The 19,730-nt window shown below is 51.2% G+C and carries 18 protein-coding genes; 7 read left to right on the top strand and 11 right to left on the bottom strand.

Annotation, left to right across the window (positions count from 1 at the left end; translation table 11 throughout):
* Positions 1-12: 12 nt before the first annotated feature.
* From minE to minC, 3 genes are read right to left on the bottom strand one after another with little or no spacing between them, the layout of a single operon-like run.
* A complete protein-coding gene (gene minE, locus F3J38_RS11225; protein ID WP_034828741.1) occupies positions 13-288 on the bottom strand; it encodes a cell division topological specificity factor MinE in 276 nt (91 codons plus the stop codon).
* Positions 289-291: 3 nt separating this feature from the next.
* A complete protein-coding gene (gene minD, locus F3J38_RS11220; protein WP_034828743.1) occupies positions 292-1,104 on the bottom strand; it encodes a septum site-determining protein MinD in 813 nt (270 codons plus the stop codon).
* A 33-nt stretch (positions 1,105-1,137) separates the two neighbouring features.
* Positions 1,138-1,848 (bottom strand): septum site-determining protein MinC, encoded by a 711-nt coding sequence (minC, locus tag F3J38_RS11215; RefSeq protein ID WP_167138352.1) that lies wholly within the window; start codon positions 1,846-1,848, stop codon positions 1,138-1,140.
* 153 nt (positions 1,849-2,001) lie between these two features.
* Between minC and F3J38_RS11210 the strand changes: the two genes are divergently transcribed.
* From F3J38_RS11210 to ycgN, 3 genes are all read left to right on the top strand, one after another.
* Positions 2,002-2,277: a YcgL domain-containing protein gene (locus F3J38_RS11210; protein ID WP_167138350.1), complete on the top strand. Its 276-nt coding sequence runs from the start codon at positions 2,002-2,004 to the stop codon at positions 2,275-2,277.
* 267 nt (positions 2,278-2,544) lie between these two features.
* Positions 2,545-3,204, top strand: a complete 660-nt coding sequence (locus tag F3J38_RS11205; protein ID WP_167138348.1) for a fumarylacetoacetate hydrolase family protein — start codon at positions 2,545-2,547, stop codon at positions 3,202-3,204.
* Between the two features lie 65 nt (positions 3,205-3,269).
* Positions 3,270-3,716, top strand: a complete 447-nt coding sequence (gene ycgN / locus F3J38_RS11200) for a cysteine cluster protein YcgN (RefSeq protein WP_034828749.1) — start codon at positions 3,270-3,272, stop codon at positions 3,714-3,716.
* 40 nt (positions 3,717-3,756) lie between these two features.
* Here the strand turns inward: ycgN and dsbB are convergent, their stop codons facing one another.
* The gene (gene dsbB / locus F3J38_RS11195) at positions 3,757-4,290 is read right to left on the bottom strand and encodes a disulfide bond formation protein DsbB (protein ID WP_167138346.1); all 534 of its coding nucleotides are present in this window, start codon (positions 4,288-4,290) and stop codon (positions 3,757-3,759) included.
* A gap of 318 nt (positions 4,291-4,608) precedes the next feature.
* Here dsbB and fadR point away from each other — a divergent pair, with 318 nt between their 5' ends.
* Entirely contained in the window at positions 4,609-5,328 is a 720-nt protein-coding gene (gene fadR / locus F3J38_RS11190; RefSeq protein WP_167138343.1) for a fatty acid metabolism transcriptional regulator FadR, read from the top strand.
* A 39-nt stretch (positions 5,329-5,367) separates the two neighbouring features.
* Here the strand turns inward: fadR and F3J38_RS11185 are convergent, their stop codons facing one another.
* Positions 5,368-6,903 carry a SpoVR family protein gene (locus tag F3J38_RS11185; RefSeq protein WP_167138341.1) on the bottom strand — a complete coding sequence of 512 codons (1,536 nt, stop codon included), beginning with the start codon at positions 6,901-6,903 and terminating at the stop codon, positions 5,368-5,370.
* A 501-nt stretch (positions 6,904-7,404) separates the two neighbouring features.
* Between F3J38_RS11185 and F3J38_RS11180 the strand changes: the two genes are divergently transcribed.
* Positions 7,405-8,706, top strand: coding sequence for a D-amino acid dehydrogenase (locus F3J38_RS11180; RefSeq protein ID WP_167138339.1), 1,302 nt, complete (start codon positions 7,405-7,407; stop codon positions 8,704-8,706).
* Positions 8,707-8,727: 21 nt separating this feature from the next.
* Positions 8,728-9,798 carry a catabolic alanine racemase DadX gene (gene dadX, locus F3J38_RS11175; protein WP_167138337.1) on the top strand — a complete coding sequence of 357 codons (1,071 nt, stop codon included), beginning with the start codon at positions 8,728-8,730 and terminating at the stop codon, positions 9,796-9,798.
* Here the strand turns inward: dadX and F3J38_RS11170 are convergent.
* From F3J38_RS11170 to yeaG, 6 genes are all read right to left on the bottom strand, one after another.
* Positions 9,791-10,984, bottom strand: coding sequence for a multidrug effflux MFS transporter (locus F3J38_RS11170; RefSeq protein ID WP_167138335.1), 1,194 nt, complete (start codon positions 10,982-10,984; stop codon positions 9,791-9,793). The two genes, dadX and F3J38_RS11170, sit on opposite strands and share 8 nt — an antisense overlap.
* Before the next feature lie 115 nt (positions 10,985-11,099).
* On the bottom strand, positions 11,100-12,566 hold the full coding sequence (gene wbaP, locus F3J38_RS11165) for an undecaprenyl-phosphate galactose phosphotransferase WbaP (protein WP_167138333.1): 1,467 nt from the start codon (positions 12,564-12,566) through the stop codon (positions 11,100-11,102).
* A 377-nt stretch (positions 12,567-12,943) separates the two neighbouring features.
* Positions 12,944-13,177, bottom strand: a complete 234-nt coding sequence (locus F3J38_RS11160) for a DUF1480 family protein (RefSeq protein ID WP_167138331.1) — start codon at positions 13,175-13,177, stop codon at positions 12,944-12,946.
* A gap of 78 nt (positions 13,178-13,255) precedes the next feature.
* Complete coding sequence (locus tag F3J38_RS11155; RefSeq protein WP_167138329.1) at positions 13,256-14,983, bottom strand: potassium/proton antiporter; 1,728 nt, start codon at positions 14,981-14,983, stop codon at positions 13,256-13,258.
* A gap of 230 nt (positions 14,984-15,213) precedes the next feature.
* Entirely contained in the window at positions 15,214-16,491 is a 1,278-nt protein-coding gene (locus F3J38_RS11150; protein ID WP_167138327.1) for a YeaH/YhbH family protein, read from the bottom strand.
* 91 nt (positions 16,492-16,582) lie between these two features.
* Complete coding sequence (gene yeaG / locus F3J38_RS11145) at positions 16,583-18,517, bottom strand: protein kinase YeaG (RefSeq protein ID WP_034828773.1); 1,935 nt, start codon at positions 18,515-18,517, stop codon at positions 16,583-16,585.
* A 407-nt stretch (positions 18,518-18,924) separates the two neighbouring features.
* On the opposite strand from yeaG, the gene F3J38_RS11140 reads away from it, so the two are divergent.
* A complete protein-coding gene (locus F3J38_RS11140; protein WP_167138325.1) occupies positions 18,925-19,674 on the top strand; it encodes a MipA/OmpV family protein in 750 nt (249 codons plus the stop codon).
* The last annotated feature ends 56 nt before the right edge of the window (positions 19,675-19,730 follow it).

Below are 19,730 nucleotides of genomic sequence, written 5' to 3'. Positions count from 1 at the left end.
AACCCGCTTCTATCATTTAGGAACGTCTTCCGTCTCCGTCTCGGGCAACGTGACGTTTAGTTCCAGGATGGAGATATCGTCCCCTTTCTGATCCAGCTGAACGGTCACCATATCCGGGTCAATTTTCACGTACTTACAGATCACTTCCAAAATATCGCGCTTTAACTGCGGCAGATAGTGGGGCTCACTGTCGCCCCTTCTGCGTTCGGCCACGATAATCTGCAGCCTTTCCTTGGCTATGTTGGCTGTGTTCTTCTTACGGGATAAAAAGAAATCAAGTAATGCCATTGGTTATCCCCCGAACAGGCGTTTCAGGAAACCCTTCTTCTCTTCTTCAATAAAGCGGAAGGGGCGTTCTTCGCCAAGCAGGCGATCTACGGTATCAGCGTAAGCTTTACCGGCGTCAGAGTTTGCGTCGAGGATCACCGGCTCGCCTTGGTTAGAAGCGCGCAGCACGGATTGATCTTCTGGGATCACGCCGACCAGTGGAATACGCAGGATTTCTAATACGTCTTCCATGCTCAGCATGTCACCACGGGTAACACGGCCAGGGTTGTAGCGCGTCAGCAGCAGGTGCTCTTTAACCGGGTCCTGGCTGTTTTCAGCACGGCGCGATTTTGAAGAGATGATGCCCAGAATACGGTCAGAGTCGCGAACGGAAGAGACTTCCGGGTTGGTGGTGATGATCGCTTCATCTGCAAAGTACAATGCCATCAACGCACCGGTCTCAATACCTGCCGGTGAGTCGCACACGATAAAATCGAACTCCATCGCAGCGAGATCGTTCAACACTTTTTCCACGCCTTCACGGGTCAAAGCATCTTTATCGCGCGTTTGTGATGCAGGCAAAATATAGAGCTGCTCGGTACGTTTATCACGAATCAAGGCTTGGTTCAGTGTGGCATCACCTTGAATAACGTTGACGAAGTCATACACCACGCGGCGTTCACAGCCCATGATCAAATCGAGGTTACGCAGACCGATATCAAAATCGATCACAACAGTTTTTTTGCCCTTTTGCGCTAACCCTGTGGCGATGGCCGCGCTTGACGTGGTCTTGCCAACGCCCCCTTTACCTGATGTAACTACAATGATGCGTGCCATAAATGTTGATTTCCTTAACGAAAGAAAAGGGGCCTAATTAAGTGTCTGAATGGTAAGCGCACCGTCTTTAAGACACAGGCGCGCGGCTTTACCAAAGAATTCCGCCGGAATCTGATCCATGATCCAATATTCCCCGGCAATAGAGACCAACTCGGCTGCGAGATTGGTGCAAAAAATCTGGCTGTCACGTTCGCCACTGGCACCCGCCAGCGCGCGACCACGCATCATGCCGTAAATATGAATGTTGCCATCGGCGACCAGTTCCGCACCAGCGCTCACGCTATTGGTGACGATAAGGTCGGCATTGCGCGCATAGATTTGTTGGCCAGAACGGACTGGGGTACTGATAATGCGCGTTTTACTCGCCGTTTCTGCAGTGGGTGCAACAATCGGTGGCGCAACTTCAACGGCCGGTTCTTCTGCGCGCTTGCGATTGTCTTTGCCCTCTGTCAGCACTGGCAGGCCTGCACGGGCAATCATTTTTTTCAGGGCATCATCTTTACAACCGCTGACGCCGACAATGCGGAGACCCGTGGCGCTGACTGCCTGTTGCATCTGCTTCCAGTTAATGTCGCCGTTTAACGCTGACACATTGAGCACCACCGGCGCATTCTGCAAAAAGGCAGGTGCCTGGTTGATTTTGTCCTGCAATGCCTGACGAATCACCTCGGGTTGCGAATGGTGCAGATGAACGACTGACAGGGTAAAACTGCTTCCCTTGAATTCGATTGGCGTTTGCGACATCTGTCCTGACTCAGTCCTGTTTTACGACCCTAAGATGTTCGTCGATAAAATCATCGTTAACATCAAACGGTCAATATTCGAAGTTCTGCAAGCATGTTATAGTTACTGCTATATTCAGGCAAGTGACGCCATCGGTTAATTCGAGTAAAAAATATGTTTTGTGTGATCTACAGAAGCCCTCAACGTGAACAGACTTATCTCTATGTTGAAAAAAAAGACGATTTTTCACGCGTCCCTGAAGAGCTGCTGCGTGGCTTTGGCAAACCACAGCTCGCGATGGTGCTATCGCTGGACAAACGCGACAAACTGGCTAATGCCGATATCAATAAAGTTAAGCAAGGATTGAGCGAACAGGGGTATTATTTGCAGATCCCACCGCCGGTAGAAAGTCTGCTCAACATTCACCTTGATCAGGGTAAAAAAGTTTAATTCGGATTCATCTGTAAATATAGCCTGTAAAAATCCTCAGTGTTATTTGCATTAATTAATTGCCTGCATAAAACTTTATTGCGGGCATTTAATCAGACCCCCAATTGCCGTTTCTTGTGAACGATTAACGACTTTTGACAATTTCCGCCACGTCTGCTGCCATAAACCCGCTAATATAATCCCCCTCAGATCGTCGCGTTCCGACGCTGAGCATGACACATCCGCCAGCATAACTGGCGTCAAACACAACTCAAGCAGGGGAATCACATGTATCAGCATCGTAACTGGCAGGGCGCTTTGTTGGATTATCCCGTCAGCAAAGTGGTTTGCGTAGGCAGCAACTATGCGAAGCATATCAAGGAAATGGGTAGTGCAACGCCGACAGAGCCAGTGGTGTTTATCAAACCTGAAACAGCGGTATGTGATCTACGCCAGCCGCTCTCTATTCCTTCCGCCTTCGGTGAAGTGCATCACGAAGTCGAACTGGCGGTCTTGATCGGTTCGACATTGAAGCAAGCTAGCGAAGAGCATGTTGCCAAGGCGATTGCCGGGTACGGCGTCGCGCTGGACCTGACACTGCGTGATGTTCAGGCCGGACTGAAAAAAGCCGGCCAGCCATGGGAAAAATCCAAAGGGTTTGATAACTCTTGCCCATTGTCGGGTTTTATCCCGGTGGCGGAGTTCGGCGGTGATCCCCAAGATACGGAGTTGAAGTTGGTGGTGAATGGTGAAGTGCGCCAACATGGCTCCACTGCTGACATGATCCACAAAATCCTGCCACTGATCGCCTATATGAGCCAGTATTTCACGCTACGCGCGGGTGATGTCATCCTGACCGGGACGCCTGAAGGCGTGGGCCCGATGCGTTCGGGTGACAAACTTGAAATCTCACTCGCCGGTCACGGTATTAGCACGCGCGTGCTGTAAAACTTGCATCACCGCACCTAACCCTTTATAAGGTGCGGTCTTGTTGCTTAACCCGGACCGCCATCATGACTGAACAACCTTTCTGGCAGACTAAACGCCTTGACCAAATGGACGATGCAGAGTGGGAATCGCTGTGCGACGGCTGCGGTCAGTGCTGCCTGAACAAGTTGCAGGATGCGGACACCGACGAAATTTACTTCACTAACGTTGCCTGCAATCAACTCAACATCAAAACCTGCCAGTGCCGTAACTATGAGCGCCGGTTTGAGTATGAAGAAGACTGCATCAAGTTGACGCGTGAAAATCTCACCACTTTTAACTGGTTGCCGCGCACCTGCGCGTATCGACTGTTAGGCGAGGGGGGCACGTTACCGGCGTGGCATCCATTAGTTGCCGGCTCGAAAAAGGCGATGCATGCACAACGTATTTCGGTGCGTTACATTGCGGTGCGGGAAAGTGAAGTACGAGACTGGGAAGATCATATTATTGACCGACCCGATCGCAACGGTTAAAGCAAAAACAGGCAGCAATAGCTGCCTGTTTTATTTGTGCTTAACGGCCGAACAGATCGCGACGTTTAGGCTTGAAAGGTTGGGCAATCAGCACCAGCGCACCGACCAGCAGGTAAGCTGCAAAGATGACGATCATCCACTGCGGCATACTCCAGGTGAGGAATGTCCAGCTACGCTCGGCACAATCGCCACTCGCCACAAACACTGACGGCAACCACTTATCCAGAGGCAGCCAGGTGGGGAAACGGGCGGCAAAATCACAGGTGACAAACGGATTTGGATGCAGCTGAATGTTGGTGTGTTCGATTGAGAGCGCCAAACCTTTATAAGCGCTGTACAACCAAATTACGATGGCTGCCCAACGCAGCGGTAGGGATTTCGGTGCGATCGCGCCTACAATGCCAGCACCCATTACGCCAAACAGCGCGCAACGCTCATAAATGCACATGACACAGGGTTTAAGTCCCATGACATGTTGAAAGAACAGTGCAACAAGTTCAAAAGCCAGTGCTGTTAGAGCCAACAATAACCATGCTCCGCGACCTTGTGAGCATTGATTTAAATATCGCAACATATTGCTTATCCTGTAGCCGTTAATGCTTGGCAGTGTAAACCAAAAGCGCACCCGTGCCAGCCAGGTAATGGGAAAAAATCATGTATAAAAATAACTTAAGCCTGATCCAGGCCAAGTTAAGGGCAGTTTTACTGCTTCATGAGGATACCGGGCGGTAACCGCAACGCAAACGAGTGCTTTACGGTTGCTTTCGGACAGAATCCCTGCTGAATTTTGCGCCAGCGCGCGCTTTTAATCCGTTGTCAGGCTATTTCCGCTTTAGCCCCTCTGGTATGATGAGTGCCATTACGACAAAGAAAGCAATGAGAAATAAATGCTATGGTGATTAAGGCGCAAAGCCCCGCAGGATTTGCTGAAGAGTATATTATTGAAAGCATCTGGAACAGTCGTTTTCCGCCGGGGTCGATTCTACCTGCCGAACGTGAGCTTTCTGAACTGATTGGCGTTACGCGTACCACGTTGCGTGAGGTCTTACAGCGTCTGGCGCGTGATGGTTGGCTGACCATTCAGCATGGTAAGCCTACTCGTGTAAACGATTTCTGGGAAACCTCTGGGTTGAATATCCTCGAAACGCTTGCTCGTCTCGATCACGATAGCGTGCCGCAGTTGATTGATAATCTGCTTTCTGTACGTACCAACATCGCCTCCATTTTTATCAGCCGTGCGCTGCGCCACCATCCGGATAAAGCGCGTGAAGTGCTGGAGAACGCATTAAGTGAAGAAGACAAAGCTGATGCCTACACTGAACTGGATTATCGCGTGTTCCGTGGCTTAGCCTTTGCGTCCGGTAACCCGATCTATGGTTTGATTCTGAACGGCTTGAAAGGGCTGTATACCCGTGTGGGCCGCCACTATTTCTCCAATCCTGAAGCACGTCACCAGGCTCGCAGTTTCTATCGCCAGTTATTGGATCTGTGTAGTGCGACACCCACGCAAGAACAGATCGTAGAATCGGTGCGTGAATATGGACGTCGTAGCGGTGAGATTTGGCACAGTATGCAGAAGAGCATGCCGGACGATTTAGCCAGCAAGCGATAAAAGAAAACCGGACCTCAGCAGTCCGGTTTTTTTATCACTTTACAACGCAGGGCCACGCGACGGCGAACGGTCAAGCAACTCGACACTGCCATCCTCATTCTGTTGCTCAAGAATCACATCGAATCCCCAAAGGCGATGCACATGCTTCAACACTTCGCGGCGGCTCTTATCGAGCGGTGCCCGTTGCTGCGGAACATAGCGCAGGGTCAGAGAACGGTCACCACGCAGGTCAACGTTGTATACCTGTATATTCGGCTCCAGATTGCTCAAGTTGTATTGCGCTGAAAGCTGCTGACGTATCGCGCGGTAACCGGCTTCGTCGTGGATTGCGGCAATTTCCAGGAAGTTATTACGATCGTCATCCATCACCGTGAATAACCGGAAGTCACGCATCACTTTGGGTGACAAGAACTGGCTGATAAAACTTTCGTCCTTGAACTCACGCATGGCAAAGTGCAGTGTCTTCAACCAATCGGAACCGGCAATGTCCGGGAACCAATAGCGATCTTCTTCTGTAGGGGACTGACAGATACGCTTGATGTCCTGGAACATGGCAAAGCCCAGAGCATAAGGGTTGATACCGTTGTACCACTGGCTGTTATAAGGAGGCTGATAAACCACATTGGTGTGGCTATGCAGAAACTCCATCATAAAGCGTTCTGACACTTTCCCTTCGTCATACAGATGATTAAGGATGGTGTAGTGCCAGAACGTCGCCCAGCCTTCATTCATCACCTGAGTCTGTTTCTGCGGATAAAAATACTGGCTGACCTTACGGACGATACGCAGAACCTCACGCTGCCAGGATTCCAGCAGCGGGGCATTCTTTTCCATAAAGTAGAGCAGGTTCTCTTGTGGCTCTGAAGGGTAGCGCGATGCTTCAATATGCACCGACTCCTTCTCTTTACGCGGTAAGGTACGCCACAGGGTATTCACCTGACTTTGCAGATACTCTTCCCGACTCTTTTGCCGTGCTTTTTCTTCCTGCAGCGAGATTTTTTGCGGTCGTTTGTAACGATCGACACCATAGTTCATCAGCGCATGGCAGGAGTCGAGCAGGCGTTCTACTTCCTCAACGCCATAGCGCTCTTCACAGTCGGAGATATAGTTGCGGGCAAACAGCAGGTAATCAACGATTGAGCTGGCATCAGTCCAACTGCGGAACAGATAGTTATTTTTAAAGAAAGAGTTGTGGCCATAACAGGCGTGCGCCATCACCAGCGCTTGCATGGTCATGGTGTTCTCTTCCATCAAATAGGCTATACAAGGATTGGAATTGATGACGATTTCATACGCCAGGCCTTGCTGGCCGTGCTTGTAGCGTTGTTCAGTCTCGATAAATTTTTTACCGAATGACCAGTGCGCATAGTTGATGGGCATACCCACGCTCGAGTAGGCATCCATCATTTGTTCGGAGGTGATTACTTCAATTTGATGCGGGTAGGTATCAAGCCCGTAGCTTTTCGCTACGCGGTCGATTTCTGCCAAATAGACATCGAGCAATTCAAATGTCCAGTCAGGCCCATCACTGAGTCGTTTACTGCTCCGGGTTGGCTCGTCAAAGATTGTCGTCATAGCGCACCTCTGTTTTGCAAGCGGCAGGCAACGGATTGCTACCTGTCACGATCGTTTAAGGCTTCATCCTGAGAAAGACGGCCCAATAAAACTGAGCGAACACTTCAATCATAGTCCACTGTCGCCTATCCGAAACCGGAACTCAAACGAATTCTTTTGGCACAAAATCATCCAAAAACCTTCGCTTAAGATTTTACTCATGACAAGTGCGGGTTATTGTTAATTTTCCAGCATAAAGTTCTGTTTATAAGTGCATTGTATGACTGTGGCGCTTTCTCCTGAAAAAAGATAAAAGCACTGCATTGCGCATAATAAATTGCTGATTAATGGCTTTTTAGCATAAAAAATCCTGATTTTTGCACTACCTCATGATTTCTGTGTGCAGAAAGGTGAAAAACATGTGAAATGTAACTGCTGAATGTAAGATTAAAACGGATGTCTGGTTATGCTAGATCAGGCGTTATTCATAGTTGATTATGCTTTTGCCGCGACGAGGGGCTTATGCGCGTAGTGATTCTTGGAAGTGGTGTTGTCGGGGTGGCGAGTGCCTGGTATCTGGCGCAGGCTGGGCATGAGGTCACCGTGATTGATCGCCAGCCTGCTGCAGCGCTGGAGACCAGCGCCGGTAACGCGGGACAAATCTCGCCAGGCTACGCTGCACCTTGGGCGGCACCGGGTGTGCCACTGAAAGCAGTTAAATGGATGTTCCAACGCCATGCCCCTCTGGCCATGCGTCTTGATGGCAGCAAATTCCAGCTGGAATGGATGTGGAATATGCTGCGTAACTGCGACATGCGTCATTATCAGGAAAATAAAGGCCGTATGGTGCGTATCGCGGAATACAGTCGCGATTGCCTGAAAACCCTGCGCGCTGCTACCGGTATCGCCTATGAAGGCCGGCAGGGCGGTACGCTGCAACTTTTCCGCACCCAGCAGCAGTTTGAAAGTGCCAGTAAAGATATTGCGGTACTGAAAGAAGCGGGGGTGCCTTATGAATTGTTGGAAGCGCATCAGTTACACAATGTGGAACCTGCGCTGGCGACCACAGCACACAAACTCACGGGCGGGTTGCGTCTGCCTAATGATGAAACGGGTGACTGCCAACTCTTCACCCAGCGCCTGGCCGAAATGGCGGCGGCAGCAGGGGTGACCTTCCGCTATAACACCTCGGTTGACCAGCTGTTACGTGAAGGTAATCGTATTTACGGCGTGAAGTGTGGCGACGAAGTGATCAAAGCGGATGCATACGTGGTCGCCTTTGGTTCGTATTCGACGGCCCTGCTCAAAGATATCGTATCAATCCCGGTTTATCCCCTGAAAGGCTATTCGCTCACCATTCCTATTAAGAACCCTGAAGCTGCGCCAGTTTCTACTATCCTCGATGAAACCTATAAAGTGGCGGTGACGCGCTTTGACGATCGTATTCGCGTAGGCGGTATGGCGGAAATTGTTGGTTTTAACACCAAACTGACGCCAGCACGACGTGAAACGCTGGAGATGGTGGTCAGCGATCTCTATCCTGAAGGTGGTTTTGTAGAACAGGCCACATTCTGGACCGGATTGCGTCCGATGACGCCAGACGGTACACCGATTGTTGGGCGCACGCCGCTCTCCAATCTCTATCTCAACACCGGTCACGGCACGCTGGGATGGACCATGGCCTGTGGTTCCGGTCAGCTTTTGGCCGATTTGATTTCCGGTCAGAAACCGGCGATTGCCGCAGACGATTTGTCAGTGCTGCGCTACCTGCCGGGTTTCGAACCCCATTCGTCGCCGCTGCGAAATGCTAACGCGGCACGTTGAGACCTCAGGGAGAGCACAAGCATGTCACGTCCTACTGGCGCCAAGATCAATCAACAGGCGCTGCGACATAATCTGGCGATCGTTCGGCAGGCTGCACCACACTCCCGCGTGTGGTCAGTGGTAAAAGCCAACGCTTACGGGCACGGTGTGGCTCGCGTATGGCAAAGCCTGGCGCAGACCGATGGTTTTGCGCTATTGAATATGGAAGAGGCGATCCTGTTACGTGAGCAAGGATGGAAGAAACCTATTCTGCTGCTGGAAGGTTTTTTTCATGCGGAAGATTTAGCCTTAATCGATCGTTACCGTCTCACCACTAGCGTGCACAGCAACTGGCAGATTCAGGCGTTGGCCAAGGCCACGCTGTCTGCGCCGATTGATATCTATGTCAAAATCAACAGCGGCATGAACCGATTGGGTTTTCGTCCCGAGTTGGCGCATGCGGCTTGGCAAAAATTGCGTGCGCTGCCCAACGTCGGCGAAATGACACTCATGGCGCATTTTGCTGATGCGGAAAATCCGGAAGGCTTAATCGAGCCCATGAAGCGCGTGGAACTGGCTGCCGAAGGTCTTAACTGCCCACGTTCGCTCTCAAACTCTGCGGCAACGCTGTGGCATCCCGAAGCCCATTTCGACTGGGTACGCCCCGGCATCATCCTGTATGGGGCTTCGCCGAGTGGTGACTGGCAGGATATCGGCAGTTCCGGGTTGCAACCCGTAATGACGCTCACCAGTGAGATTATTGGTGTGCAACAGATCAGTGCCGGCGACGGGGTAGGTTACGGCTATCGCTATCACGCCGCGGGAGCACAGCGCATTGGCATTGTTGCCTGCGGGTATGCTGATGGTTATCCGCGCCATGCCCCGACGGGGACGCCAGTCAGTGTCGATGGCATCCGTACGCAAACCTTGGGCGCGATTTCGATGGATATGATGATGATTGACCTGGAACCCTGCCCGCAGGCCGGTATTGGCTCGAAAGTCGAGCTATGGGGGGATCAGGTGAAAATTGATGAAGTCGCGAAAGCGTCCGGCACGGTGGGCTACGAGCTGATGTGCGCGCTCGCGCCCCGCGTGCCGGTTGAGGTTATTTAAGCGCGGTCACACTGCCGTGCATTTTCCGACTGCAGCGCCAGGCAATCAGGGCCAGCGCTGCACCCACCAACATCATTAGTGCCAGCGCAGATTTTTCTGCTACGGGTAGCGCGACAATCGCCAAGCTGCCGCCTGCGCCGCACGCCATCTGAATAAACCCCTGCAGTGCAGCGGCAACGCCGGCCTGCTGCTGATACGGCTCCAGCGCGTAGCTGGTGGCTGGACCGACGGTAAACGCCAGACCCGCTACGGAGATGGCAACTGGGAACATATACAGCGCCCAATGTGTTTGCCAAGCAGCGGGCAGCAGATACATTCCTGCGACCAGCAGAAGAGCGCCTACCAACATTGCGACGAAGCCCATCGCCAGACAGAAAGGACGTCCCGCTTTACGGATGGTCTTATTCACAAACGCACTCACCAACATGATCCAGAATCCATTGGCCCCAAAGGCAAAGGAGAACTGCAGTGGCGTCAGGCCACCTTCCGTCATGAGTACATGCGGTGCGAGTGAAACGTAGGTCAATACCATGCCCAGTGCGCCCGCGTTGGCGAACGCAAAGGCGAGGAAGCGAGGCTCACGTGCGATGGCCGCATACTGTGCCAAGGGTATGCCTTTGACACGCAGCGTGTCCGCAGGGCGTGTTTCCGGCAGGAAAAACACCACAATGACGCCAATGACAGCGGCATAGCCACACAGGAACCAGAAGGGCGCGCGCCAGCCGTAGGCTTCAGCGAGAATACCGCCAAGCAGTGGCGCTAATGCAGGAACAATATTCAAGGCACCGTTCAGAAAACCATAAGCACGTGCAGCTTCATCACCGCTAAGCCGGTCGCGGACGCCACTGAAGGCAACCACCGCACTACAGCAAACGGCGCATCCCTGGATTAAGCGTGCGAGGAAAAACACCGGCCAAAGGGTGGCCGTCGCCGCCACGGCGCTGCCGATGATATAGAGCCCCAAACCAATCAACGCGATGGGTTTACGACCAAAATTATCGACCAGTGGCCCCGTCACCAGTTGACCGATGCCCATTACCAGTAAAAACAGTGGGATTGTGGTCTGGATCACACTCACTGGGCTGTTCAGGCCTTCAGCGATTTGTGGGAGAGTCGGGAGGTAAAGATCGATGCCGAGAGGTGCCAGCAGCACCAAGCTTAAAAGCAGCAGGGTAAATTTTTGCATTACGAACCAGAAACGTCCTGTTAAACAAGCGGGAAGGGTAATGACTTAACGGGGAAAAGGAAAGGAATAAAAAAGGCGATGTCTGCCGGTCGAGCACAGCATCGCCATGAGGGTATTAGTAAGCGCCGTCGCGACGTAACACGACACCTGCGGTCTTAAACAGAATGGCGATGTCAGTCCACAATGCCCAGTTCTTCACATACCAGGAATCAAAGTAAACGCGCGTATCGTAGTCGATGTCGTTACGGCCACTGACTTGCCATAGCCCGGTCATACCTGGTTTCGCCATCAGGTAATAATCCACATCACCTGCGTAACGTTCCAACTCTGCTTCAATCACCGGGCGTGGGCCCACCAGGCTCATTTCACCGCGGATAACGTTCCACAACTGCGGCAACTCATCCAAGCTGGTTTTGCGCAGGAAGCCGCCAATTTTGGTGATACGCGGATCGTTCTTCAGTTTGAAATCACGGTCCCACTCGGCGCGCGCTTCTTCGCTGGTCGCCAGTAACTTTTGCAGCACTTCCTGCGAGTTAGTCACCATGGAGCGGAATTTCAGGCACTTGAATTTCTCGCCATCCTGTCCAACACGCTCGTGGCCGTAAATGGCATTGCCCCCGTCGCGCTTCACCATGGCACACAGCAGGCCAAACACCGGTGCAAGGAACAGCAGCAGCAGGGATGCCACAACGATATCAAAGGTGCGTTTAAGGAAGCGGGAAGAGCGTTTTGCCAGATTGTTACTGACTCGCAGAATCATCACTTCATGGCTGAAGATGAACGACATATCAGTGCCATACAAGGGAACACCGCGCAGCGTTGGGATCACGGAAATCGAACGGCACTTCATTTTGGACAGGAACTTCAACCACTTGTCACGGACAACCTGCTGTTCAAACTCGGTCGCCACGATAAATTGCGTGTTGTCGCGATCCATGGTTTGCCAGTTGATGTCTTTCCAAGTCACTACGGGAACGCCATTCACGTTTTCCGGCTGATGTTCGTCATCCAGTGAAATAAACGCCTGCACGTTGTAACCGAGTATCTCTTCACTTTGCAGCGCAGCATAGGCTTCCATGGCGTTCTTGCCAGAGCCAATGATAATGGTCTCTTTCTGCCATTGACCCGCCCGGTTTATGGCACGTTTCACCACCGCACGCATCAGCGGCAGCAATAACAGGGCGTAAGTCCAGCTAAACACCCAGACCATACGCGAGAAGTCCCATTTGGAGAACGCGATCAGCGCCAAATCCAGCAGGGAGAACACGAACAAGGTTTTGACAATCTCTTTTAACTCAAACCAGAACGGCTTGCGGTAAGTGTAATGACGCATACGCACCCAAAACCAAGCGGTGCAAAGCACGGAAAGACCCAATTGGGCTATGAAGCGATACTCGATCTGCTGCGGCGGAATAAAGGTGTCCAGTTCTCCCCAAATCCCCTGAACGGTTGCGGCAGATAAGAATAACGCCAGATTAAGAGCAATGAGATCGGAAAAACTAAGGGCGACTTTTGCGATGAGATTTTTTCGCAATCCGCTCCACGAGCGGGTTGCATCATTCATTACCAATGTACTTGCCATAAAACCTGCTCTCTTTTCTTAAGTAAAAGATGGCCTGACCAGAATCAAGTACGCGCTCAGGAGTGATCCACTAAAAGTAGAAAATAAAGATTATTCAGTAAGATATAAATCAGTGCTGCCATAAGCGCTGCACGGGAAGGACCGTTTAAGACGTGATAAACGTCACAAAAATCTGCAGCAACGTTTAAGATTATGCAGGAGTTATTTGACGGAGTTAATATGGAAATAGTCCTAAAAGGAAATAAATGCTTAAAGAAATAATGAGCTAGCGAATTGAATTGTAAGGTTAAAAGTAAAAACTCTGGAGATATTGCGCTTCATTTTAAGCATGCTTTTAGGAATTACCGCCATACGAAGCGGATGGCGGTGTGGGAATATCAGGCGGGTTTTTTTAATACCCAGCGGTCTTGCTGTTTATCATAATGTCCGATTTCCAGATCAACAGGTTCTCCATCGATCCACGCCGGTACACTGGTTTCATGATCCCAGCCATCGAGTTGGTAACTCAGGCCGGGGTTGGTATTGCAGGGAATGCTGACGGTCTCGAGTTTGTCAGCATTCAACTCCGCATCAACGATCTCGTAACGACCAATCTTCACTACGTGTCCCATTTATCTCTCCCGTTTGAGCTGGGTGGAATAGTGATCATAGTCGCTGATAGGCATTTTAGGGTGGATCGGTGCTTCGGATTACTCTTTGTCTTCCATCACACGTACCCCAATTTTGACGATCTGGTTATCTTCTTTTTCCGCTACCGTCCAGGTTAGCTGGTTCCACTCCACCTGGTCACCCACCACTGGCGTGCTGCCGAGTAATCCCATAACCAGTTGGCCCAGTGACTGCTGATCGTTAGTCTCTTCATCCAGTTCTAAGCCGTAGATTTGGGCGACATCGCGCAGTCGCGCATCGGCATCCAGAATGAAGTCACCAAAGAAGCGTTGATCCAGCGCCACGGGAGGGGACTGGCTAAACATTTTGCCTAATGCGGGCAGGTCACGCTCGCGTCCAATAACACACAGCACGTCGCCTTCTTTAAGACGCGTGTTGCCATTGGGATGCATCAGCGTGTTATTGCGAAACAGGGCAGCGATTCGCGTCTCACGCGGCATTTGCAAATCACGCAGAGCCGCCCCGACGCACCACTTATCCGCACCCAACTGATAGACAAACTGTTCCCATGGATTTTCAGGGTGGATATCCAAGCCAACACGGCTGATCGGTGACGCTGTCGGTGGTACCACGACTTTGGCACGTTTGGCCGCGTAGCCGAGTGAAGTGCCTTGCAGCATCAGTGACACCAACACCACGAAGAACGCGATATTGAAATAGAGCTTAGAGTTTTCCAATCCCGCCATCATCGGGAAGACCGCGAGGATGATGGGGACAGCGCCGCGTAAACCCACCCAGCTGATAAAAATACGTTCGCGCCCGGTGAACCCTTTAAACGGCAGCAGCCCCACCAGTATTGAAAGCGGGCGAGCGACCAGAATCAGCCACAGTGACAGGATCATTGCCGGGACAGCGATATGCCAGAGGTCGGAGGGCGTGACCAGCAAACCCAACACGATAAACATGCCGATCTGGCTTAACCACGCCATACCATCGAAGGTTTGCAAAATGCCGTGTCGGTTACGGATCGGGCTGTTACCCAGTAAGAAGCCGCACAGGTAGACCGCCAGAATGCCGCTGCCCTCCATGACCGTGGTTAATGCAAAAACAATGATGCCACCACTGACCGCCAGCAGGGGATACAAGCCCTGCGCCAGATTTATGCGGTTAATGAGCTGCTGCAATGCCCAGCCGCCGCCTAACCCGAGCACGATGCCCAAACCAAACTGCTGCACCAGGTGGACCACAAACATCCAGCTTAAGCCTGACTGTCCCTGCTGAATCATGTCGATCAGGGTAATGGTCAGAAACACAGCCATGGGGTCATTACTGCCGGACTCAATCTCCAGGGTGGAACTGACACGCTCATTCAGCCCTTTATCGCCTAATAAGGAGAACACGGCGGCTGCATCGGTAGAGCCGATAATGGCGCCAATCAGGAATCCTTGCATTAAATCGAGTTTAAACAACCAAGCGGCGGCAAGGCCGGTTAATCCAGCTGTGATCATCACGCCAACGGTGGCCAGAGACAACGCGGGGCCAAGCGCAACTTTGAATGAACTGGCTTTGGTACGCATCCCGCCGTCCAGCAAAATAATCGCCAGCGCAAGGTTAGAGACCAGATAAGCAACGGGGTAGTTATCAAAGGCGATACCACCAATGCCATCCACACCTGTCAGCATGCCGAGGGCGAGGAAGATAACTAAAATGGGGATGCCTAGGCGGGACGAGAATGAACTCAAAAGAATACTTGCTGCGACCAGCACGGAACCAATAATGAACAAACTGTAAATCATGCTGGCATTCAACGGCGTTCTCCTGCGGTGGCGGACTTAAAAGACAAACTGCGGGGATTCACACAGACAAGGTGAAAAGATAATGCCTTATCAATAGCTTGTCAGCGCTTAATTGCACATTTTTTCAATCTACGGAGCACTATCCCATAGATGGTTAAATTTGTGTGAAAAATCAGCGGGGATTTAGGGCGAATGAGCGGCGGTGCGGAAAAGAAAAAGCCGGTCAGTGACCGGCTTGGTTATCAGGCTTCTGCCACCTGCTTATGAAAAAGTTCTCTAAATACCGGATAGATGTCTTCTGGCTCGCGGATGTGCTGAATCGCGAAGTTATCAAACATCGCCTGTAGGTGCTCATACTCGCGCCACAGTGTCTGGTGCGCACGGCGCGTGATTTCGATATAGCTGTAATAACGTACGACGGGCAAAATATGCTTTGCCAGAATTTCATGGCACAGCGGGGAGTCATCGGCCCAGTTGTCGCCATCCGACGCCTGTGCCGCATAGATGTTCCACTGCGCCGGGTCATAGCGCTCTTTCACCACCTCATCCATCAATTTGAGGGCGCTGGAAACAATGGTGCCGCCAGTTTCCTGCGAGTAGAAGAACTCTTGCTCATCGACTTCCTTCGCTTGCGTATGATGACGGATATACACCACCTCAACATTTTTATAGGTCCGGCTCAGGAACAGATAGAGCAGAATATAAAAACGCTTCGCCATGTCTTTAGTGGCTTGGTCCATAGAACCTGAGACGTCCATCAGACAGAACATCACTGCCTGGCTGGAAGGTTCGGGCCGCTTCTCAAAGTTTTTGTAACGCAGGTCAAAGGTATCGATAAAGGGCACACGTTCAATACGTGCGCGCAATTCTGCGATCTCTTTACGCAGGCGCTCTTCTTCCAGCAGTTGCGCCGGTTCGCTGTTTTCGACTTCAGTTAGCGTCTCTTCCAGCTCATGCAGCATACGGCGCTTGCCGGCCGTCATCGCGGTACGACGCGCCAGCGAGTTTTGCAGTGAACGCACCACACTGATGTTGGCAGGCACCCCGTTGGAGGTGAAGCCCGCACGGTGCGTTTTGTATTCGTTCAACTGCCGATGCTGATTTTTACGCAGATTCGGCAGGGCCAGATCTTCAAACAGCAGATCGAGATATTCATCTTTCGATATCTGGAAGACAAATTCATCCTGACCTTCACCATCCTGGCTGGCATTGCCCTGACCGCTGCCGCCGCCACCTCCACCGCCTTGTGGACGTTCGATGCGGTCATTCTGTACGAAATGGTCATTCCCAGGATGAACGCGGTGGCGGCTGCCGCCGCGCCCCTGATGGAAAATCGGCTCATTGATGTCATCAATAGGAATCGAGACCGATTCGCCGCTCTCCACGTCGGTGACCGAACGCTTGTTGATGGCCTCGGAGATCGACTGCTTGATTTGCGACTTGTAACGGCGCAGGAAGCGCTGCCGATTGACGGCGCTTTTGTTTTTACCGTTCAGACGCCGATCGATGAAATAGGCCATAAAACTCCCCCAAACTACAGTGCAAGCCAGGCCGGAACCACTCCGGCCTCCTGATGCGGCGTCGCTGCGCCGCGTAGCTTACAGGTAACGATTATGACGATTTACGCACGCGCAGATACCATTCGCACAGCAGGCGTACCTGCTTGCGGGTATAGCCTTTCTCCATCATGCGATCGACAAAATCATCGTGTTTTTTCTGTTCGTCCGTTGAGGTCTTGGTATTAAACGAAATCACCGGCAGCAACTCTTCGGTATTGGAGAACATTTTCTTCTCAATAACCGTGCGCAGTTTTTCGTAGCTGGTCCAGTTTGGATTCCGCCCACTATTCTGCGCACGGGCGCGCAGCACAAAGTTGACGATCTCGTTACGGAAATCTTTCGGGTTACTGATCCCGGCAGGTTTCTCAATCTTTTCCAGCTCAGCGTTCAGTGATTCACGATCAAACAGCTGTCCGGTATCGGGGTCGCGATATTCCTGATCCTGAATCCAGAAATCAGCGTAGGTGACATAGCGGTCAAAAATATTCTGACCGTACTCAGAGTAAGACTCCAGGTAAGCCGTCTGGATCTCTTTGCCAATAAACTCAGCATATTTAGGGATCAGATAGCCCTTCAGGTGCTCCAGATACTTCTCAGCCAAATCCTGCGGGAACTGCTCGCGCTCAATTTGTTGCTCGAGTACGTAGAACAGGTGCACGGGGTTAGCCGCCACTTCAGCATGGTCAAAGTTGAACACGCGTGACAGGATCTTAAAGGCAAAGCGGGTGGAAAGGCCATTCATGCCCTCATCCACACCAGCGTAGTCATGATACTCCTGCCAGGACTTCGCTTTAGGATCGGTATCTTTCAAGCTTTCGCCATCATAAACGCGCATTTTCGAATAGATGCTTGAGTTTTCAGGCTCTTTCAAACGCGAAAGAATGGAGAATCTCGCCAGGGTTTCCAGTGTGCCTGGGGCGCAAGGTGCCGTCGTCAGCTCACTGTGATTCAACAACTTGTCGTAAATTTTGATCTCTTCGGACACGCGCAAGCAATAAGGCACTTTCACAATATAAACGCGGTCAAGGAAGGCTTCGTTGTTCTTGTTATTACGGAATGTCACCCACTCAGATTCGTTGGAGTGCGCGAGAATGATGCCGTTAAACGGCAGGGCAGAGATACCCTCAGTCCCGTTGTAGTTCCCTTCCTGAGTAGCCGTCAACAGTGGATGCAGCACTTTAATCGGTGCTTTAAACATCTCGACGAATTCCATAATACCTTGGTTCGCACGGCACAATGCGCCGGAGTAACCATAAGCATCGGGATCGTTCTGCGCGTGGTTTTCCAGTTTGCGGATATCAACTTTACCCACCAGTGCGGAGATATCCTGGTTGTTTTCATCCCCAGGTTCCGTTTTGGCAATCGCCACCTGTTCCAGAATGGACGGCCAGACTTTTACGACTTTGAAACGCGTGATATCGCCACCAAAGTCATGCAGGCGTTTTGCCGCCCACGGCGACATAATGGTGCCCAGGTAGCGCCGCGGCACGCCATACTCTTTTTCCAGTATGTTGGCGTCTTCCTGCGGGTTGAACAGGCACAAAGGATGATCGTTTACCGGGCTACGTTCGCCATCGGCACTCAGCACGTAAATCGGTACGCGCTGCATCAGGGCTTTCAGACGTTCAGCCAGAGACGATTTACCGCCACCGACTGGCCCCAATAAGTAGAGAATCTGTTTCTTCTCTTCCAGGCCTTGTGCAGCATGTTTCAGGTAAGAGACGATCTGCTCGATCGCTTCTTCCATACCGTAAAACTCTTCAAAGGCTGGGTAACGTCCCATAACGCGGTTAGAGAAGATTCTGGAAAGGCGTGGCTCCTGCGCCGTGTCAACCATCACCGGCTCACCGATAGCCATCAATAGTCGCTCTGCAGCGTTGGCGTATGCACTGCGATCCTGTTTACAGATAGCGAGGAATTCCTGCAGTGTGAACTCTTCATCCTTGGCAGCTTCATAACGCTGACGATAGTGATCGAATATATTCATAGCGATGCCCGTCCTTTCGTTTTTAGCACAGGTAAAGGAGCGAAATTAGATACGTTTGCAGCTCCCGGAAGATATTCTTTATTGAGTACAGCAACCCTTATGCCAACCTGACGTTTTTTTATCGGGATACACAATTCTTATGGTTACTCTGCTCGTACAAAAAGTCTCGTCTTACTTTTAACTGTAGAAGGCATTCAGAAAATCTGCAGCCACTTTTCTCCTTATTTAGCGATATATCAATAACAAAGTCTCATAAGCACTGAGGCAATCCATCTATGTTGGCACGATGCTCAGACGCTTCAGACTATTCCGCATGGGTGATAAACATCCTTGATTTAACGTTAACCCAAAGCAAAAATTTGGTTAGACTCTGCGTGTGATTGTTATATTTATGGACTGAATAAATTGTGAACCATTTCAAACTTAAAGCGGTTGCTCTGATTGTTCCTTGTTATTTTGCGGCGTTCAGCACTCATGCAGAACCCTTATCTCTTGGGGCTTCGGTTATTTATGCCCAGTCTCCGTATCGCGGTGGACAGGATCGTTATCTACCCATTCCCGTCATTAACTACGAAGGTGAAAACTTTTGGTTCCGCAGTCTGCAAGGGGGGTATTACCTGTGGAAAGACCCGCAGAATCAACTGTCGTTGACGGTGCTAGGCTCGCCACAACAGTACGACCCTAAGGATAACGATCTGGGTGATATGAAAGCGCTGGATAAGCGTCGTATGACACTGATGGCCGGGGCCAGTTACCGACATGTTGCAGATTGGGGGATTGTGCGTACCGCGCTGCTTGGGGACGTTTTAAATAACAGTAACGGTATCATCTGGGATCTTACCTATCTGTATCGCTTCGATTTTGGCGCATTCAGCTTGACGCCAGGCATTGGTGCCATGTGGAACAGTGCTAACCAGAACCGTTACTACTATGGTGTTTCTTCGCATGAGAGTGCCAGAACGGGTATTGCGCAATATCACCCTGATGATAGCTGGTCACCTTATGTAGAAATGAACGCCAGTTACCAGATAAGTGATAGCTGGAACGCCAGCCTGTCGGGGCGTTACACCCGCTTTGACAGTGAAATTAAAAACAGCCCGATGGTAGATAAAAGCGGTCAGTTCACCCTCTGGACCGGTATCAGCTACAGCTTTTAGCGATAACACTGAGTGCCTCTAAATGGGGCGTTTTTGTTTCATTGCACCACAATGGC

Origin of the sequence: Candidatus Pantoea formicae (genome assembly GCF_011752625.1) — a bacterium.
Classification (GTDB): domain Bacteria; phylum Pseudomonadota; class Gammaproteobacteria; order Enterobacterales; family Enterobacteriaceae; genus Pantoea; species Pantoea formicae.
The sequence above is the reverse complement of the archived record's forward strand: the minus strand, read 5'-3'. Positions and strand labels throughout refer to the sequence as shown.

Bases quoted from the DNA above. Each gene is read 5' to 3' on its own strand.
- F3J38_RS11150 (WP_167138327.1), bottom strand. From the start codon at position 16,491: ATGGCCTATTTCATCGATCGGCGTCTGAACGGTAAAAACAAAAGCGCC.
- wbaP (WP_167138333.1), bottom strand. From the start codon at position 12,566: ATGGCAAGTACATTGGTAATGAATGATGCAACCCGCTCGTGGAGCGGA.
- F3J38_RS11170 (WP_167138335.1), bottom strand. From the start codon at position 10,984: ATGCAAAAATTTACCCTGCTGCTTTTAAGCTTGGTGCTGCTGGCACCT.
- F3J38_RS11160 (WP_167138331.1), bottom strand. From the start codon at position 13,177: ATGGGACACGTAGTGAAGATTGGTCGTTACGAGATCGTTGATGCGGAG.
- minD (WP_034828743.1), bottom strand. From the start codon at position 1,104: ATGGCACGCATCATTGTAGTTACATCAGGTAAAGGGGGCGTTGGCAAG.
- minC (WP_167138352.1), bottom strand. From the start codon at position 1,848: ATGTCGCAAACGCCAATCGAATTCAAGGGAAGCAGTTTTACCCTGTCA.
- ycgN (WP_034828749.1), top strand. From the start codon at position 3,270: ATGACTGAACAACCTTTCTGGCAGACTAAACGCCTTGACCAAATGGAC.
- fadR (WP_167138343.1), top strand. From the start codon at position 4,609: ATGGTGATTAAGGCGCAAAGCCCCGCAGGATTTGCTGAAGAGTATATT.
- dadX (WP_167138337.1), top strand. From the start codon at position 8,728: ATGTCACGTCCTACTGGCGCCAAGATCAATCAACAGGCGCTGCGACAT.
- F3J38_RS11205 (WP_167138348.1), top strand. From the start codon at position 2,545: ATGTATCAGCATCGTAACTGGCAGGGCGCTTTGTTGGATTATCCCGTC.
- minE (WP_034828741.1), bottom strand. From the start codon at position 288: ATGGCATTACTTGATTTCTTTTTATCCCGTAAGAAGAACACAGCCAAC.
- F3J38_RS11185 (WP_167138341.1), bottom strand. From the start codon at position 6,903: ATGACGACAATCTTTGACGAGCCAACCCGGAGCAGTAAACGACTCAGT.
- yeaG (WP_034828773.1), bottom strand. From the start codon at position 18,517: ATGAATATATTCGATCACTATCGTCAGCGTTATGAAGCTGCCAAGGAT.
- F3J38_RS11180 (WP_167138339.1), top strand. From the start codon at position 7,405: ATGCGCGTAGTGATTCTTGGAAGTGGTGTTGTCGGGGTGGCGAGTGCC.
- F3J38_RS11210 (WP_167138350.1), top strand. From the start codon at position 2,002: ATGTTTTGTGTGATCTACAGAAGCCCTCAACGTGAACAGACTTATCTC.
- dsbB (WP_167138346.1), bottom strand. From the start codon at position 4,290: ATGTTGCGATATTTAAATCAATGCTCACAAGGTCGCGGAGCATGGTTA.